The sequence below is a fragment of the Methanothermococcus okinawensis IH1 genome (assembly GCF_000179575.2).
In the GTDB taxonomy this organism is placed as follows: Archaea; AGJL01; Methanococci; order Methanococcales; family Methanococcaceae; genus Methanofervidicoccus; species Methanofervidicoccus okinawensis.
In genome coordinates this window covers 625,457-640,567 of the sequence record NC_015636.1, presented here as the reverse complement: position 1 = coordinate 640,567, position 15,111 = coordinate 625,457, and the positions used below count along the sequence as shown (strand labels likewise).

General features: G+C 30.0%; 18 protein-coding genes. 15 read left to right on the top strand and 3 right to left on the bottom strand.

Going from position 1 to position 15,111, the window contains the following annotated elements:
• The first annotated feature begins 390 nt into the window (after positions 1-390).
• The 12 genes from hcp to METOK_RS03155 all read left to right on the top strand — a co-directional run bounded on the left by hcp (position 391) and on the right by METOK_RS03155 (position 9,634).
• The gene (hcp, locus tag METOK_RS03210) at positions 391-2,052 is read left to right on the top strand and encodes a hydroxylamine reductase (protein WP_048058021.1); all 1,662 of its coding nucleotides are present in this window, start codon (positions 391-393) and stop codon (positions 2,050-2,052) included.
• Between the two features lie 99 nt (positions 2,053-2,151).
• A complete protein-coding gene (locus METOK_RS03205; protein ID WP_013866797.1) occupies positions 2,152-2,505 on the top strand; it encodes a cupin domain-containing protein in 354 nt (117 codons plus the stop codon).
• 59 nt (positions 2,506-2,564) lie between these two features.
• Positions 2,565-2,759: a 4Fe-4S dicluster domain-containing protein gene (locus METOK_RS03200; protein WP_013866796.1), complete on the top strand. Its 195-nt coding sequence runs from the start codon at positions 2,565-2,567 to the stop codon at positions 2,757-2,759.
• Between the two features lie 146 nt (positions 2,760-2,905).
• The gene (locus METOK_RS03195) at positions 2,906-3,253 is read left to right on the top strand and encodes a hypothetical protein (RefSeq protein ID WP_013866795.1); all 348 of its coding nucleotides are present in this window, start codon (positions 2,906-2,908) and stop codon (positions 3,251-3,253) included.
• Between the two features lie 76 nt (positions 3,254-3,329).
• Positions 3,330-4,088, top strand: coding sequence for a TatD family hydrolase (locus tag METOK_RS03190; RefSeq protein WP_013866794.1), 759 nt, complete (start codon positions 3,330-3,332; stop codon positions 4,086-4,088).
• Between the two features lie 185 nt (positions 4,089-4,273).
• Complete coding sequence (locus METOK_RS03185; protein ID WP_013866793.1) at positions 4,274-4,864, top strand: V4R domain-containing protein; 591 nt, start codon at positions 4,274-4,276, stop codon at positions 4,862-4,864.
• Between the two features lie 17 nt (positions 4,865-4,881).
• On the top strand, positions 4,882-5,262 hold the full coding sequence (locus METOK_RS03180; protein ID WP_013866792.1) for an arsenate reductase/protein-tyrosine-phosphatase family protein: 381 nt from the start codon (positions 4,882-4,884) through the stop codon (positions 5,260-5,262).
• 210 nt (positions 5,263-5,472) lie between these two features.
• On the top strand, positions 5,473-6,270 hold the full coding sequence (locus METOK_RS03175) for a DUF166 domain-containing protein (protein ID WP_013866791.1): 798 nt from the start codon (positions 5,473-5,475) through the stop codon (positions 6,268-6,270).
• Between the two features lie 83 nt (positions 6,271-6,353).
• Entirely contained in the window at positions 6,354-7,031 is a 678-nt protein-coding gene (locus METOK_RS03170; protein WP_048057859.1) for a 4Fe-4S binding protein, read from the top strand.
• A gap of 181 nt (positions 7,032-7,212) precedes the next feature.
• Positions 7,213-8,439 carry an FprA family A-type flavoprotein gene (locus METOK_RS03165; RefSeq protein WP_013866789.1) on the top strand — a complete coding sequence of 409 codons (1,227 nt, stop codon included), beginning with the start codon at positions 7,213-7,215 and terminating at the stop codon, positions 8,437-8,439.
• A gap of 172 nt (positions 8,440-8,611) precedes the next feature.
• A complete protein-coding gene (locus METOK_RS03160; protein WP_013866788.1) occupies positions 8,612-9,040 on the top strand; it encodes a ferritin-like domain-containing protein in 429 nt (142 codons plus the stop codon).
• Positions 9,041-9,190: 150 nt separating this feature from the next.
• Complete coding sequence (locus METOK_RS03155) at positions 9,191-9,634, top strand: bacteriohemerythrin (RefSeq protein WP_013866787.1); 444 nt, start codon at positions 9,191-9,193, stop codon at positions 9,632-9,634.
• 59 nt (positions 9,635-9,693) lie between these two features.
• Here the strand turns inward: METOK_RS03155 and METOK_RS03150 are convergent, their stop codons facing one another.
• A complete protein-coding gene (locus METOK_RS03150) occupies positions 9,694-10,116 on the bottom strand; it encodes a winged helix-turn-helix transcriptional regulator (RefSeq protein ID WP_013866786.1) in 423 nt (140 codons plus the stop codon).
• Positions 10,117-10,246: 130 nt separating this feature from the next.
• On the opposite strand from METOK_RS03150, the gene METOK_RS03145 reads away from it, so the two are divergent.
• The 3 genes from METOK_RS03145 (at position 10,247) to METOK_RS08865 (ending at position 12,147) form a co-directional block, all read left to right on the top strand.
• Complete coding sequence (locus METOK_RS03145) at positions 10,247-10,450, top strand: 4Fe-4S binding protein (protein ID WP_013866785.1); 204 nt, start codon at positions 10,247-10,249, stop codon at positions 10,448-10,450.
• 209 nt (positions 10,451-10,659) lie between these two features.
• Entirely contained in the window at positions 10,660-10,968 is a 309-nt protein-coding gene (locus METOK_RS03140; protein WP_013866784.1) for a winged helix-turn-helix domain-containing protein, read from the top strand.
• A gap of 30 nt (positions 10,969-10,998) precedes the next feature.
• On the top strand, positions 10,999-12,147 hold the full coding sequence (locus METOK_RS08865) for a H(2)-dependent methylenetetrahydromethanopterin dehydrogenase-related protein (protein WP_013866783.1): 1,149 nt from the start codon (positions 10,999-11,001) through the stop codon (positions 12,145-12,147).
• 81 nt (positions 12,148-12,228) lie between these two features.
• On the opposite strand, the gene glyS is transcribed toward METOK_RS08865, so the two are convergent.
• Both glyS and METOK_RS03125 read right to left on the bottom strand, forming a co-directional pair.
• On the bottom strand, positions 12,229-13,959 hold the full coding sequence (glyS, locus tag METOK_RS03130; protein ID WP_013866782.1) for a glycine--tRNA ligase: 1,731 nt from the start codon (positions 13,957-13,959) through the stop codon (positions 12,229-12,231).
• A gap of 153 nt (positions 13,960-14,112) precedes the next feature.
• Positions 14,113-14,997 (bottom strand): triphosphoribosyl-dephospho-CoA synthase, encoded by an 885-nt coding sequence (locus tag METOK_RS03125; RefSeq protein ID WP_048057858.1) that lies wholly within the window; start codon positions 14,995-14,997, stop codon positions 14,113-14,115.
• Between the last annotated feature and the right edge of the window lie 114 nt (positions 14,998-15,111).

Below are 15,111 nucleotides of genomic sequence, written 5' to 3'. Positions count from 1 at the left end.
ACTATTTATTATTATCTTGATTAGTTTTAGGTGTTATCATATTTTATTTATTATCAATTTCATTACCTTTTAATATATTTTATTAACTTTTTTTATTATATTCATAATAATTATATCAAATATCTTATAAAAAAGAACAATAATTATACCTTCTTTTGGTATAATATAGTCAAAAATCTTTTTATATTATTAAATGCATCTTTAAAATGTTAATATAATCTAAATGTAATTAATAAATGAAAAATAATAATTATATCAAAAATAACGATTTTTTATTATAAATAGTAGTTATTATATATTAAAAAATAAATAATTATACAGGTGAATAAATTGAATGAGATACAAAATAAAATAAAATCAATTGTAGATAAAATATTGGAGGGTAAAACTATGGAATCAAACAATACAAGACCAACAAAGATGTTCTGCTATCAGTGCCAGGAAACTGCAAGGAACACTGGATGTACAGTAATTGGAGTATGCGGTAAAAAGGATAATGTGGCTAATCTTCAAGACCTTTTAATATATATCTTAAAAGGTTTGGCATATGTATGCGAAAAAACAGGAAAATCTAATGAAGAAATAGACGAATTTATTGTAGATGCACTTTTCACAACAATTACAAATGTGAATTTCGACGATGAAGACATTATAAGGAAAATTAAAAAAGGTTTGGAACTTAGAGAAGAATTAAAGTCAAAATACGCATGTTCAGAATGCTGTGGTGAGCTCCCAGATTATGCAGCATGGATGCCAAAAAATGATGAGGACATTATAGCAAAGGCCTATTCAAAAGAGGTATCTGTCCAAGCAACAGAAAATGAAGATATAAGGTCTTTAAGGGAATTAATAACCTATGGACTTAAAGGTATTGGGGCTTATATGTGCCATGCTATGGCATTAGGTTATAACGATGAGAATGTTCATAAATTCATAAAAAAAGCACTAGTTGCTACAAAGGATGACAGTCTGTCTGCTGATGATTTGACGGCTCTTGTGCTTGAAACTGGTAAATACGCAGTAGATACAATGGCTTTATTGGATAAGGCAAATACTGAAACTTACGGTCATCCTGAAATAACAGAGGTGGATATAGGGGTTAGGAATAATCCTGGTATATTGATAAGTGGTCATGATTTAAAAGATATGGAGCAATTATTGGAACAGACAAAAGGAACAGGGGTAGATGTATATACCCATGGGGAAATGTTGCCTGCAAATTATTATCCTGCATTTAAAAAATATGAGCACTTTGTAGGTAATTATGGAGGAGCTTGGCATGCTCAATTAACAGAGTTTGAAGCATTCAATGGTCCTATTGTAATGACAACAAACTGTCTCGTTCCACCAAAGGACAGCTACAAAGATAGAATATATATGACAGGTGCAGTAGGATTCCCAGGTCTTAAAAGAATTCCAGAAGATGAAAATGGAAATAAAGACTTTTCAGAAGTAATCGAACATGCTAAAAAATGTGCTCCACCAAAAAGACTTGAAACAGGTAAGATTGTAGGTGGATTTGCACATAATCAAGTATTGGCATTAGCTGACAAAGTTGTTGAAGCTGTAAAATCAGGAGCCATAAGAAAATTCGTTGTAATGGCTGGATGTGATGGAAGACACAATACAAGAAAGTATTATACAGAATTTGCTAAGGCATTGCCAAAAGACACTGTAATCCTTACAGCAGGATGTGCAAAATATAGATATATTAAATTAAATTTAGGAGATATAGGGGGAATACCAAGAGTATTGGATGCAGGACAGTGCAACGATAGCTATTCACTTGCTGTAATCGCTCTTAAATTAAAAGAAGTATTTGGATTGGAAGATATAAATGAACTGCCAATAGCATACAATATAGCTTGGTATGAACAGAAAGCTGTCGCTGTATTGCTTGCATTACTTTATTTAGGTGTGAAAGATATAGTTCTTGGACCTACACTGCCTGCATTCTTATCACCAAATGTTGCAAAGGTTCTTGTGGATAAATTTGGAATAAGCACCATTTCAACAGTGGAAGAAGATATTGAAAGATTGATAAACAAATAATTGCAAAAATAAATAATGGTTATTAACTATAATGTCCATCTATAACCGTTATAATTATTAACTATTAACTATTAACTATCCATTTTTTAAGGAGATATTGTGATAGAAACAGTATATAATTTTACAACAGAATCTGATTCAAAACTCGTGGAAAAAATAGTCAATACCGACGAAGTTCAAATTATTCATATGATATTTCCAAAAGGGGAAGGCACACCTAAGCACTTTACAAACTCAAAGGTTCATTTAATAGTTGTAAAGGGGGAGATGACGTTAACTCTGGAAGACCAAGAGCCAAAAGTGTATCCTGCTGGAACAATAATCCATTTGCCGTTTAATACAAAGATGATTGCTCAAAATTTAACATGTGATGTTCTTGAATTCTTTGTAATCAAAGCACCGCACCCTTCAAAAATAGGCGGTCCAGAAGAACCAATTAAAATTAACGAATAACTTAAAATATAATAAAATAAAAAATAAATAAATATAAATAATCATTTTTTGGTGATGGGATGCCAAGCGTAACAATTAACTACGATATATGCAGAGGAGCAAAAGAATGCGGAGAATGTGAAAAAAACTGTCCAATGGAAGTTTTTGAAATTGATGGAGAAAAGGTTGTTGTAGCTCATGAAGAGGAATGTACAGGCTGTGGAGTTTGTGAAGATGTATGTCCAACAGGAGCTGTGAAAGTTAAATTTGACTAATTTATTAAAATTTATTATTTATAATTTTAATAGTATTACTCCATTATTACTCTATTATTATTTTATTATTATTTTATATGTTATTATAAAATTAACATTATATTGGAATTTATTAAATTAATCTATTTTAATATTCGGGTGAAACGATGGAACATTTAAAAGAAAATGTGGTGAAAATAATAGCCAATAAAATAAAACTGTCAATAATAGCCAAACTATCTTCAATCGAACAATATAATAACGAATTGTTAAACGATTTTTCTAAGGCTCAAATGAATAGTGCGGAGCTCCTATATGAAAAATATATAATATACTACCATGAGAAACCTGCGATAAACATAAACAACGATGGCGATATTGTAGAGATTTTAAAGGAAACTATCGATATAGAAAAGCAGTTCGTTAAAAAAGTTGGAACAAATTTTGGAATTAGACAGGCAACAATTCACTGCCTTGCAGATGATGAGAAGTTTTATTATCATTTAACCAAATAATTTTTTATTTTAAAATTTAATCATGTTCAAATTATTATTATCTTATTATTATTTTATTTATTTTTTAGGTGATATTATGATAGATGCCCATACTCATTTGGATGTAAGAAGTTTTGAAGATTTGGAAAAAATGGCTTTATGTGGGATTGAAACAATAATTACCTGTGCCCATGACCCTTACAAAATGAGCGTTCCAGAGGTTTGTTTAGACCATTGGGATAGGTTAGTTAAGTTAGAGACTAAACGAGGAAAAATGGCCGGGGTTAATGTTAAGGTTGCAGTGGGGGCTCACCCTATGGGGTATCCTAAACATTGGGATGAGCTCCTAAAAAAATTACCTGATTATTTTGAAAATGAAAATGTTGTGGCTATTGGAGAAACTGGACTACATTATTTAACCGATGATGAGAAAAACCTTTTAAAAGAGCAGTTATATTTGGCAAAGGATTACAATATGCCAATAATTATTCATACCCCAGAAAAGAATAAAAAAGAGGCATTACTTGAAATCTTAAAAATTTTGGATGATGTGAAAATAAAGGATGATTTAGTGATGATTGACCACATAAATAAAGATACTGTGGATATTATAGATAAGGATGTTTATATTGGTTTAACAGTTCAGCCAAGCATGAAAATAAGCCATATTGAAGCATCTGAGATAATAAAAAATTATAATAAAAAATTTATCCTAAGCAGTGATTTGGGAAGTTTAAAGGCTGATATTTATGCCTTGCCAAGAACAAAATTGTATATGAAAAAAATAGGTGTTGAAGAGGACAAAATAGTGAGCTCCACATATAAAAATGCAAAGAAATTTTATAGATTATTATAAATTACAATACTCCAAATTTATAATAGTAATATTATTTTTCTTAATTTTATTATTATCTTATTAATATCCTTATTTTCCGTTTTTCGTCTCTTTTTTAGACTATTTAACCGTTATTCGCACCATTATAGTTATATGTAGGTTATATATTAAATATAAGTATATAAAAAAATAGTTGAAGAGATAGCATGAAAATGGAGCTAAAAACAAGAAATATGGATGACTTTTTTACAATATTGGGAAAGAATAATAGTGGTGCGACAAATGGTGGAGGCATATATATTTCAAACGACGATGACCTTATAAAAGAAACTGTTGAGCATTTAAAAAAGGGATATGATAAAGAAAAGGGTATATTTATTGAAGAAAAATACACCAGCAGACAGAAAGAATATATTCCACTAGAAATATTAAGACTCATGATTATGGTTATGATGAAAAAAATTAAAGAGTTAAACTCTGAAATTACACTGTATGATATTGGATATGAGTTTGGGCGATATATTAATCCAAAAAATTATAGGGAATTGAAAAAATTTTTCAGAAAAAATAATTTGGGAATGTTAAAAATTGAAAGTAAAAAACCGCTTGTTGTTAAGGTAAATGATTGTGCATTATGCGATGGGTTAAAATCCGATGAACCCATATGTTATTTTGATGCAGGAGTGCTTGCTGGTGCCTATGAATGTATATTAAATAAAACTGTGGTGGTGGATGAGATAAAATGTATGGCACAAGGAGCAGATGCCTGCTATTTTAAAATAGAACCAGTTAAATAATAATAAGATGTGATAATATGAAAATTTTATTTGTTTGCGTACACAACAAAAGAAGAAGTGTTATGGCTGAGGCATTTGGGAGAAAATTCGGACTTGATGCATACAGTGCAGGGGTAGAAAAAACTGAAAATATTGATGACATGGTTTTTAAAGTAATGAGTGAGAAAAACTTAAAAATTAAAAAGAGACCTCAGACAATAGATGGAGTGGTTAAAGAAGTGGGAAATTTCGATATTGTAGTTACTATGGGATGTTTAGGCGCCTGCCCTCTTGTTCCAGCTAAAAAACACATTGCCTGGAATATTGAAGACCCAGCAGATAAAGACATTGAATTTTATAGGAAAGTAAGGGATGAGATTGAGGACAAGGTAAGAGAGCTCGCCAATAGTTTAAAATAAATAATAGTCCAAAAATTTAAAAACAATAATAATAAGAATAATAAAAATTAAAAATTTTTTAATAAAAATTATATCTTATTTTTTAAAATGGTAGTCAAAAATGTTTTTATGTATTGAATACCCCATTAAAATATATAAAATAACTTTTTTAAAGTAATTTGAAACAGTATAAGGGATTTTAATTCATCTTTAACTTTTAGGTGATATATTATGAAAGCTACATTTATATACCACAAGGGAAACCAGAGAATGGAGAAATTTTATAAAAACCTTCTGAATGAACCAGATTTTTGTAGAATATGTGAAGATTGTTATAACTGCCGAGGGGATTGGAGCTATAAAGACGATGTAAAGGAGGTAGTTTTGGAACCTATTGATGAGGATGAATTTATAGAGGATGCTTCCGATTATATGCCTGAGATCCCACAAGGTGATGTGGCAATAGCCCAACTTCATGAGGATTTACTATATGAGCTCCCAAATATGCTCGCAGAAAAAAATTACAAATTATTAATTGTTCCATCAGAAACCCCATCCGATTTATCAATAGCTATGAGAAACAGTTTAAAAGAAATCTGTGAAAAAAATGGGATTGATTTTGAAAATCCAAAGCCATTTTGTGCTTTGAAAAAGAAATATAATAAGGATGTTTTAAATGAATTTATCGATTACTTTAAAATAGGATTTCCACAACTAGAAATTAAATCATCTGATGGACATAAAATAGATGATGTTAAGGTAATTATATCGGCACCATGTGGTGAAACATACTATATAGCCAAAAGGATTAAAGGAAAAATTATAAATGAGTTAAAGGATGAAATAGCTAATGCCCATCATAACTACCCATGTTTAGGAAGTATGGAATATGATAAGGAGCTCGAAGATACCATGCTTCATGAAGCAGGATATATAGCATTGGATGCCATAAGAAAAGCACTTTTGCCTTATAAATGTAAAAATAAATTTTGCGGTAGATGTGGGATTTTTGGTCAAAATTCTTTGTAATATACTATAATGAGTTTTAACATTTATTATCAGTTTTTAACATATCATTAAGTTTTTAACATTTTATTATGATGGTGAATTTAATGGATAAGCTTCAAATATTAAGAAAAATATCCCAAACAGCAGTTTTTATAAAATTTATTCTGTCAGGAAGTTATGTTTTAATGCTTATAGGGCTTATGGATAAATTTATGTTATCCGGTTTTGCTGGGAAAAATTTTATTATTATATTTTTAGCAGTTATTGTTTTAACGCTGATTTTTGGGAGGGTTTATTGTGGATGGTTATGCCCATGGGGGTTTTTGTTTGAACTTAGCTACATATTAAGGGTCAAATTATTTAAGTTAAAAAAACTTCCGGAGCTCCCAGAAAACATTCATAATAAGTTGATATATTTAAAATACATTGTGTTGTTTTTATTTATAATAATAACCGTTTTCCAGTTAAATCTATATGCTTTGTTAGGTTTATCTAAAAATGCAATGGCACTTGTCGTATTGACAGTATTTACAATAATTTCATTTTTTAACCCTCGAGCTTTTTGTAAATACTTCTGTCCAGTTGGGGCATTATTATCTATACTTTCAATAAAACCATTATTCAAGTTAAAACTAAATAATAACTGTGTAAGGTGTAAATTATGCGAAAGAAAATGTCCAATGCAGATAAAACTAACTAATGATGTCAATCAGAAGGAATGTGTAAGATGTTTTGAATGTAAAAGTGCCTGCAAAAAGGATGCTATTGATTTTAAAATATAAACTTAAATAAAAAATAAAAAGATAAAACTTTAAATATAAACATTATTTTTTTGATTCGAATTTCGTATAATTAGTGGTATAATTAACCGAAATACGCACGGTTAATTTATTATATTAAATAATCCATATTATAGCGTGTAAAAAAACTATCAATTAATAAAGCCATAAAAAAGGTGATATAATGAAAGCCGATGCTTTTAAAATAGCAGATGGAGTATATTGGGTAGGAGTAATGGACTGGGATATTAGAATGTACCATGGATATACATTAAAAGGAACCACATACAATGCATATTTGGTATTTGGGGAGGACAAAACTGCATTGATTGACAATACATACCCAGGAACATCCGCTCAATTGTGGGGAAGAATAAAAGATGCTTTTGAAAAAGAAGGAAAAGAATTTAAAATAGATGTAATTGTTCAAAACCATGTTGAGAAAGACCATTCAGGAGCTCTAACTGAAATCCATAAAAAATTCCCAGAAGCTCCTATATACTGTACAGAGGTAGCAGTTGAAGGATTAAAAAAACACTATTCTTCCTTAAAGAATGCACCATTTAAAGTCGTTAAATCATTGGATAAAATAGACTTAGGCGGAAAAACTTTGGTATTCCTTGAAGCACCATTATTACATTGGCCAGACAGTATGTTCACATTCTATGCAGAAGAAGGAATTTTATTCTCAAACGATGCCTTTGGTCAGCACTTATGTTTCCCACAGAGATATGACTACGAAATTCCAGAGCCTATATTAATGGATGCAAACCAGAAATTCTATGCAAATTTAATTACGCCATTGTCAAAACTTGTATTGAAGAAATTCAATGAAGTTATAGAGCTCGGATTGTTGGAAAAAATAAAAATGATAGCACCATCTCATGGGCAGATATGGACAAACCCAATGAAAGTAATTGAAGCATACCAAAACTTTGCAACAGGAAAATGTAAAAATAAGGCTACAATTGTCTATGACACAATGCATTACTCAACTCAAAAAATGGCACATGCATTTGCAGAAGGTCTTATGAGTGAAGGTGTGGATGTTGCTATGTATTACCTCCACTATGATGAAAGAAGTGAAATTGTCAAAGATATATTAGACAGTAAAGCAGTTCTCTTTGGAATACCTACAATATACGATGAACCTTATCCATCCATTGGGGATATAATATATTACTTAAAAGGTTTAAAATTCAATAGAACAGGATTAAAAAGACTTGCTCTTTCATTTGGTTCCATGGGTGGAGAAGGAGGAGCAGTTGATAAAATTGCAAAAGAATTAGAGGAATGTGGATTTAATGTATTGGATGAGTATGAGTTATACTATGTTCCAACAGAGGATGAATTGGAGAAATGCTACAACATGGGTAAGAGATTGGCAGTTAGAATAAAAGAAATGGAATAATTTAAATTATAATATTATAATTAATTATAAATTATATTTTTTAAAAACTTATTATTTTATTATAATGTATATTTATTTCTTAATTTTTATTGCATAAATTTAATAAAATAAAAAATTATAATTGTAAATATATAGCTACAAATAAAAAATAAAAATAAAAAAAGGTGAGCTCATGGTAGAAGTAGAGGTAATAAATGAACACAAAATTGGAGTAACAAAAGGAACAGATTTGGAAAAAGAAGTTGAAGCAAACTTCAAAGGAGAATGTGCAGAAGTTGGTATGTATCTGGCAATGGCAAGACTTGCACAAAGAGAGGGACTTCCAGAAGTAGCAGAAGTCTTAAAAAGAATAGCATTCGAAGAAGCTGAACATGCAGCTCATTTTGCTGAGATGAACGGCGTAATTTCAGACAACTTAAAAGAGAATCTTGAAATGATGCTAAAAGGAGAATGCATGGCAAACAAAGAGAAAAAGGCTGCTGCAACAAAGGCAAAAGAATTAGATATCGACCCAGCTCATGATTTCTTTGATGAATCAAGCAGAGATGAAGCAAGGCATGCAAAAATGTTAAAAGGATTACTTGATAGATACTTTAAATAATTTTTATTCTTTTTTTTAAAGATATGTGTAAATTATTGAATATTGAATAATAATTAATATAAAAAGCCGGGGGTTTATCATATTTTTAGATTATTCATTTATTAAATTTAAATATATTTATAATTATATTATTAATATCATGGCGAGATTATGGAAATAATAAAATGGTCAAAAGATTTAGAATCGGATGTTCAGGCCTTTAATGGAGAACATAAATTCCTTGTTGATACAATAAATAACATATACACCTTATTAAAAGAAGGTAAAAAGGACGAAGCAAAAAAATTATTGGTGGAAAAAGCAGTATCTTACACAGATAAACACTTCAAACATGAGGAAGAAGTAATGGAAAGATATGGTTATCCAAAGGAAGAATTAGAAAAACATAAAAAGATACATAGATTTTTTGTGAGATATGTTGTGGAAACATTAGCTCCAAAGATTGAGAATGGGGGAGATAAGGAATTTAGAGATGCTTTGAATTTTATTATTGGATGGTTGGTTATGCATATTAAAAATATGGATGTAAAAGGTTATGGAAAATGGTTCAAAGAAAAGGGGATTGAAGTTCCAGATAAAATGGTTGAAATTTAATAAAATTATAAAAAATATGTAAATATATCTAATATACACATTAAAAATAAAATATAATATTATTTCAGCTGTTCCAGAATAATGGCCGGACATACTTTCTTAATACCTTCAATCTTCCCAATTTTGTTAAATAAAATATTGGATAATTCTCTACCGTCTTTTGCCCATATTTCTGTCATTATCATATGGTCACCTGTTGAGGTCCATACCTTTTTGACCTCTTCAAATTCACATAATTTATTTGCAACCGTTAGAAAATCTTCGGGATTGGTGTCAAAACCGGTTAATGCCACAACATTATAACCGATTTTGGAAGGTTCTATATTTATATTGTATCCCTTAATAATACCTTCTTCTTCCATCTTTCTAACTCTCTTTCTGACGGAGCTCTCACTTGTTCTAAGTTCCTTGGCAATTTCAGTATAAGGTTTTCTTCCTTCCCTCATCAATATGTTTAATATTTTCATATCCTTTTCATCCATAATATGCCTCCGATTTTCGTATATATTATAAAATACTTCGTATTATATTATATAATTTTTACTATCATATATTTTACCAATATGTATTATTTTGGAATATTATTATATTTATTATTAATAAAGGTGGAATATGTCTGTGGAAATAATTGTAGATAGGGAAAAATGTATAGGATGTGGAAAATGCTATGATGTATGTCCAAAAGCTCCAAAGATATGGAATATTGATAAAAATGGAAAATATTATGCATATAATACATTATATTGTCATAACTGCAAATTATGTGCTGGTAGATGTCCTACAAGTGCTATTTTAATTAAAAAAATGAGTAAATGATAATTATTATTTTCCAAAACTTAACTAAAATGGTTAGTAGTTAAAAATATATACTATGAAAATTATATAAAATATAGTTAATTTTAGAAGTTACAAAACTGCGAACATTTATATTTTTTTAATTATCTTAATTACCTGCATAAATATGAACACAAACATGAGATTAATATATGCATAATTAAATACATAGAATTAATTGGAGGGAAAATGTGAAAAAAGTTCAAATGTTTTATTCTATGCAAATTTATGGTTTAAATGGGAATAGAAGGGACAAAATGGATATAATATTTGGTATTCTAAATGCTATCAATATGGGGGGATGTAAAAAAACATGGATAATGTATTACGCAAACTTGGATTGGAAGGTATTTAAGAGATATATGGAATTTTTAGAACGACATGGTTTTGTTGAAAAAGATGGGAATGAAGGGTTTGTTCTAACAAATAAAGGAAATGCCCTTCTTGAAAAACTCAACGAAGTTAAAGACATCCTCAATGTCGGTCCTGAACATGCTTAAATATTAAAAATAAAATGGGGCGGGTGATATATGAAAATTTCAGTATACGGTGCAGGAAACCAAAATCTATATGTGAATAAATTAAATCTACCTAAAAATTATGGAGGAGAACCTCCATACGGTGGTAGCAGAATGGCTATGGAGTTTGCAGAAGCTGGACATGATGTTATACTTGCAGAACCTAACAAAAACATATTAACGGAGGAGATGTGGAAGAAAGTTGAAGAATCAGGGGTTAAAGTAGTTTCAGATGATATTGAAGCTGCAAAACATGGTGAAATATGTATATTTTTTACACCTTTTGGAAAAAGAACCATTGAAATAGCAAAGAATATACTTCCTCATCTTCCTGAAAATGGTATTATAGCAAATACATGCACGATATCCCCTGTTGTTTTATACACTGCACTTGAAGTGCAACTTAGAACAAAGAGAAAAGATGTAGGTATATCTTCAATGCATCCTGCTGCTGTTCCTGGAACTCCACAGCATAGTCATTATGTAATAAGCGGAGCTTCAACAGATGGAACACATTATGCCACCGAGGAACAGATTAAAAAATGTGTTGAACTTGCAGAAAGTGCCAATAAAAAGGCTTATGTGGTGCCTGCTGATGTTTCATCCACTGTTGCGGGTATAGACCCCTGTTTTGGTGCCATTATGGTTGCAGGCGTTATTGATGCATGCAAATTAAATAAAAGATTTAAACTTCCCGAAGGAGTATTTAATGAGGCCCTATTAGATAGTGTTAGGGCGATTAAGAATGTAATTAAAGAATATGAAAAAATTTCAATAAACACCCTATCTATTGAAAAATTTTTAGAACAAATTGCATATAATCTACCTAAAAATATAGATAGCACGTTATCCTCTAATCTATCATCACCTGATGCAATTATAACACATTACTTTGCAATTATCACATCAGCAGGCCTTATTAACGCATGTAAATTTAGTAGTAAATTAGGTGTCTCTGAATATACTATCAGAGAAAATATAATAAATACCTTTGAGGAACTAGACTATTTGATAAATAGGAATAGTATTGATAAGATTTTGGAGCAGATACCCATGGATATTTTGGCAAAATCTGCAAGATACTACATAATGAATGACGAATATGATAATAATGGTATTGTCTATTCAGCATTAAAAACTTTGAAAAATTATAAAATATAAAAGGTAGCGATTTAAAATTTTATATCTATTGATAATTATTATGATTAAATTTATTATATAATATTATTTTTATTATTTTTATTATTTAATATTATTTTTAATATAATTTATAACTTCGTCAATTTTAATTCTTATCTGTTCCCTTGTGTCCCTATATCTTATGGTGATAGTTCCATCCTCCAATGTTCTACCATCAACAGTAATACAGAATGGAGTTCCCACCTCATCCATTCTCATATATCTTCTTCCTATTGCTCCACTATCATCATATTCAGCAATTATTCCGTTTTTTCGTAAGTTATCTTTTATTCTCATGGCGATTTCTGCCATGCCTTCTTTATTAACTAATGGAAATACTCCAACTTTTATGGGGGCTACCTGCGGTTTTAACTTTAAATAGGTTCTATCTTCTTCTTCATTGTAGGCATGCTCTAAAAGACAGTAGGTTATCCTGTCAATGCCGTAGGAGGGTTCAATTACATGAGGTAATACTTTTTCTCCTGAGATTTTCTTTTTAGTTTTATTTATTTTCAAATAGTCGCTTAGTATTTCAAATTCCTTATCTTCTATTTTTAAAATATATTTTCCATTTTCATTTAATTCTTTTACTAATTTTTCTATTTCGGTGTTGTTCATGTTATTTAATGCATTTTCAACGAGCTTCATGTCTTTTTTAAATACCTTTCCAACGACCTTATAGTTTAATTCGATATCGTATGTTTCAATTTCTTTTGGTTCATCATATTCTACGAAAACACTTAAATCCACACCGCTATGATTCATATGTGCCTTTAAGTCATAATCTGTCCTATCTGCAATACCTACGCATTCAATCCAGCCAAACCTGTCAGTATATATCTCTGCGTCCCAACAATCAATAGCATAATGTGCCATTTCATCGGGAAGGTGCTGTCTAAATCTCAATTTAGTTATATCAATACCTATATCCATTAAAAATCTCTTTGTAATTGCTACAAAATATGCAATGGTTTCATGCCTTATTATGCCCTTTTCCACGGCGTCCTTTAATGACATATTTATTACTTTTTCCTCTGAGCTCAGTGTTTCATCCATCTGTCTATCTGCTGGAAGAAGTGGTATTATATCATTTTCTACATCTTTAAATCTCTTATGATTCTTTATATTTGGATGAACAAAAAATTCCGCCTCAGCCTGTGTAAATTCCCTTAATCTAATAACCCCCTGTCTTGGAGAAATTTCATTCCTATACGATTTACCAATTTGTGCCACTCCAAAGGGAAGCTTATTTCTAAAAAAACTTGCCAATCTTCTAAACTGGATAAATATGCCCTGGGCAGTTTCTGGTCTCATATATCCTGTCCTTTTTCCACCAGGACCTATTGAAGTCAAAAACATTAAATTGTATTTTTTAACATCTCCGAACTCACCACCACATTTTGGGCATCTTATATTATATTTTTTTATGAGCTCATCTAATTCTTCAAGGGTTTTTCCTTCTGTATCTATGTCGATGTTTTCCTCGATAATATGGTCTGCCCTAAATGATTCTAAACATTCTTTACATTCTACCATTGGGTCTGTGAAGTTATCGACATGCCCAGATGCTTTTAAAACCTCGTATGGTGTAATGGTTGGGCTTTCTATTTCGTAGAATTCTTCATTTACAATATAGTGCTTTCTCCATGTGTTAATTATATTATTTTTTAACATAGTTCCAAGGGGTGCATAATCTACAAAGCCTGCTATACCACCATATATTTCAAAGGAGCTCCATAGATAACCTCTTCTTCTAGCTAAATCCATTACTTTTTCATACTTATCTTCGCTCATTCAATCACCGTATAAAATTTATTAAATTAAAAATAATAAATTAAAAATAATTAAAATAGATTGCATATATAATTTACTATGTAGTAGAGCTCTGATGATATTTATATAAGAAATATAAAATAATAACAAAATAATATAATAATAAATAATTACCTACCATAATACCGTGTCATTTGTACTAATCCTATTTAGTAAGAATATCATCAAGGAAGAAGCCACTAAATCTGCTGTTGTTCCTGGATTTAATTTATTCCCATCTTTTGATAAGAATTTGTCGAATTCCACAATATCCTCTTTTTTAAATCCGTTGTCAAGTATGTTTTTTGCCATTTCTGAGACCATTTTTGAAGTATCTAAATCCTTTTTTCTTGCTATCAATGTATCGGGATGATTTGAAAGTATATTTAAAAATGTTTTTGTTATAGCTAAATTTATGTTGTTATATTCGTTATAATATTCATTTAATAGGTTGTATCCCTTAAAAGATATATTAAATCCTTCTGTCCATTCCTTTGAGATACTATCCCATGAGGAAGATATTTTAAAAACATCGTATAATGTTAAATTTTTTTCTATTAATTCCTGTTTTGCATCATTTTTCTGAGCATCGGGACCTTCTTTTGGCGGGTTTATATTGGGCATTGCTATTTCAATAGCCTCATAAACAGCGATAGCATCATTTACTGTGGTGTTTTTTGTTATATTTGTTATTTCTTTTTTTAATTTACTTTCATTAAATTCCTCAATTTTACCTGAACTCATGGCAATAGGTATATGCAACATTATTATACCTAAGTTTGCATTGGTTGGAGACCATTTTTTAGACTCAATTACAGCCAATTTTATGTATTTTCCTATATCCTTGTTATCTTGACATGCCTCATAAACCACATTTCCAAATGCTATACCGGAGCTCAGGAAATGATGGTATTTTATATCATCGTATTCTCTATTTCTATGCACATTTCCAGGTTTAAAACTACTAACCTCTAAACAACAGGCTATCTGTGAAGCTTTCATTATATCATAGGGATTCATTCTTTCACCATTGTAATAAATACTTGATAAATAAAGATAAATGGGCATTTATAAACCTTATAATTAAAATTTAATTAAAATTAAATAAAAAAATTAAAAGAAGTAATATATTAC

Coding starts and splice junctions, on each gene's coding strand:
- hcp (WP_048058021.1), top strand. CDS start 391: ATGGAATCAAACAATACAAGACCAACAAAGATGTTCTGCTATCAGTGC.
- METOK_RS03200 (WP_013866796.1), top strand. CDS start 2,565: ATGCCAAGCGTAACAATTAACTACGATATATGCAGAGGAGCAAAAGAA.
- METOK_RS03195 (WP_013866795.1), top strand. CDS start 2,906: ATGGAACATTTAAAAGAAAATGTGGTGAAAATAATAGCCAATAAAATA.
- METOK_RS03190 (WP_013866794.1), top strand. CDS start 3,330: ATGATAGATGCCCATACTCATTTGGATGTAAGAAGTTTTGAAGATTTG.
- METOK_RS03185 (WP_013866793.1), top strand. CDS start 4,274: ATGAAAATGGAGCTAAAAACAAGAAATATGGATGACTTTTTTACAATA.
- METOK_RS03180 (WP_013866792.1), top strand. CDS start 4,882: ATGAAAATTTTATTTGTTTGCGTACACAACAAAAGAAGAAGTGTTATG.
- METOK_RS03175 (WP_013866791.1), top strand. CDS start 5,473: ATGAAAGCTACATTTATATACCACAAGGGAAACCAGAGAATGGAGAAA.
- METOK_RS03170 (WP_048057859.1), top strand. CDS start 6,354: ATGGATAAGCTTCAAATATTAAGAAAAATATCCCAAACAGCAGTTTTT.
- METOK_RS03165 (WP_013866789.1), top strand. CDS start 7,213: ATGAAAGCCGATGCTTTTAAAATAGCAGATGGAGTATATTGGGTAGGA.
- METOK_RS03160 (WP_013866788.1), top strand. CDS start 8,612: ATGGTAGAAGTAGAGGTAATAAATGAACACAAAATTGGAGTAACAAAA.
- METOK_RS03155 (WP_013866787.1), top strand. CDS start 9,191: ATGGAAATAATAAAATGGTCAAAAGATTTAGAATCGGATGTTCAGGCC.
- METOK_RS03150 (WP_013866786.1), bottom strand. CDS start 10,116: ATGGATGAAAAGGATATGAAAATATTAAACATATTGATGAGGGAAGGA.
- METOK_RS03145 (WP_013866785.1), top strand. CDS start 10,247: ATGTCTGTGGAAATAATTGTAGATAGGGAAAAATGTATAGGATGTGGA.
- METOK_RS08865 (WP_013866783.1), top strand. CDS start 10,999: ATGAAAATTTCAGTATACGGTGCAGGAAACCAAAATCTATATGTGAAT.
- glyS (WP_013866782.1), bottom strand. CDS start 13,959: ATGAGCGAAGATAAGTATGAAAAAGTAATGGATTTAGCTAGAAGAAGA.
- METOK_RS03125 (WP_048057858.1), bottom strand. CDS start 14,997: ATGAATCCCTATGATATAATGAAAGCTTCACAGATAGCCTGTTGTTTA.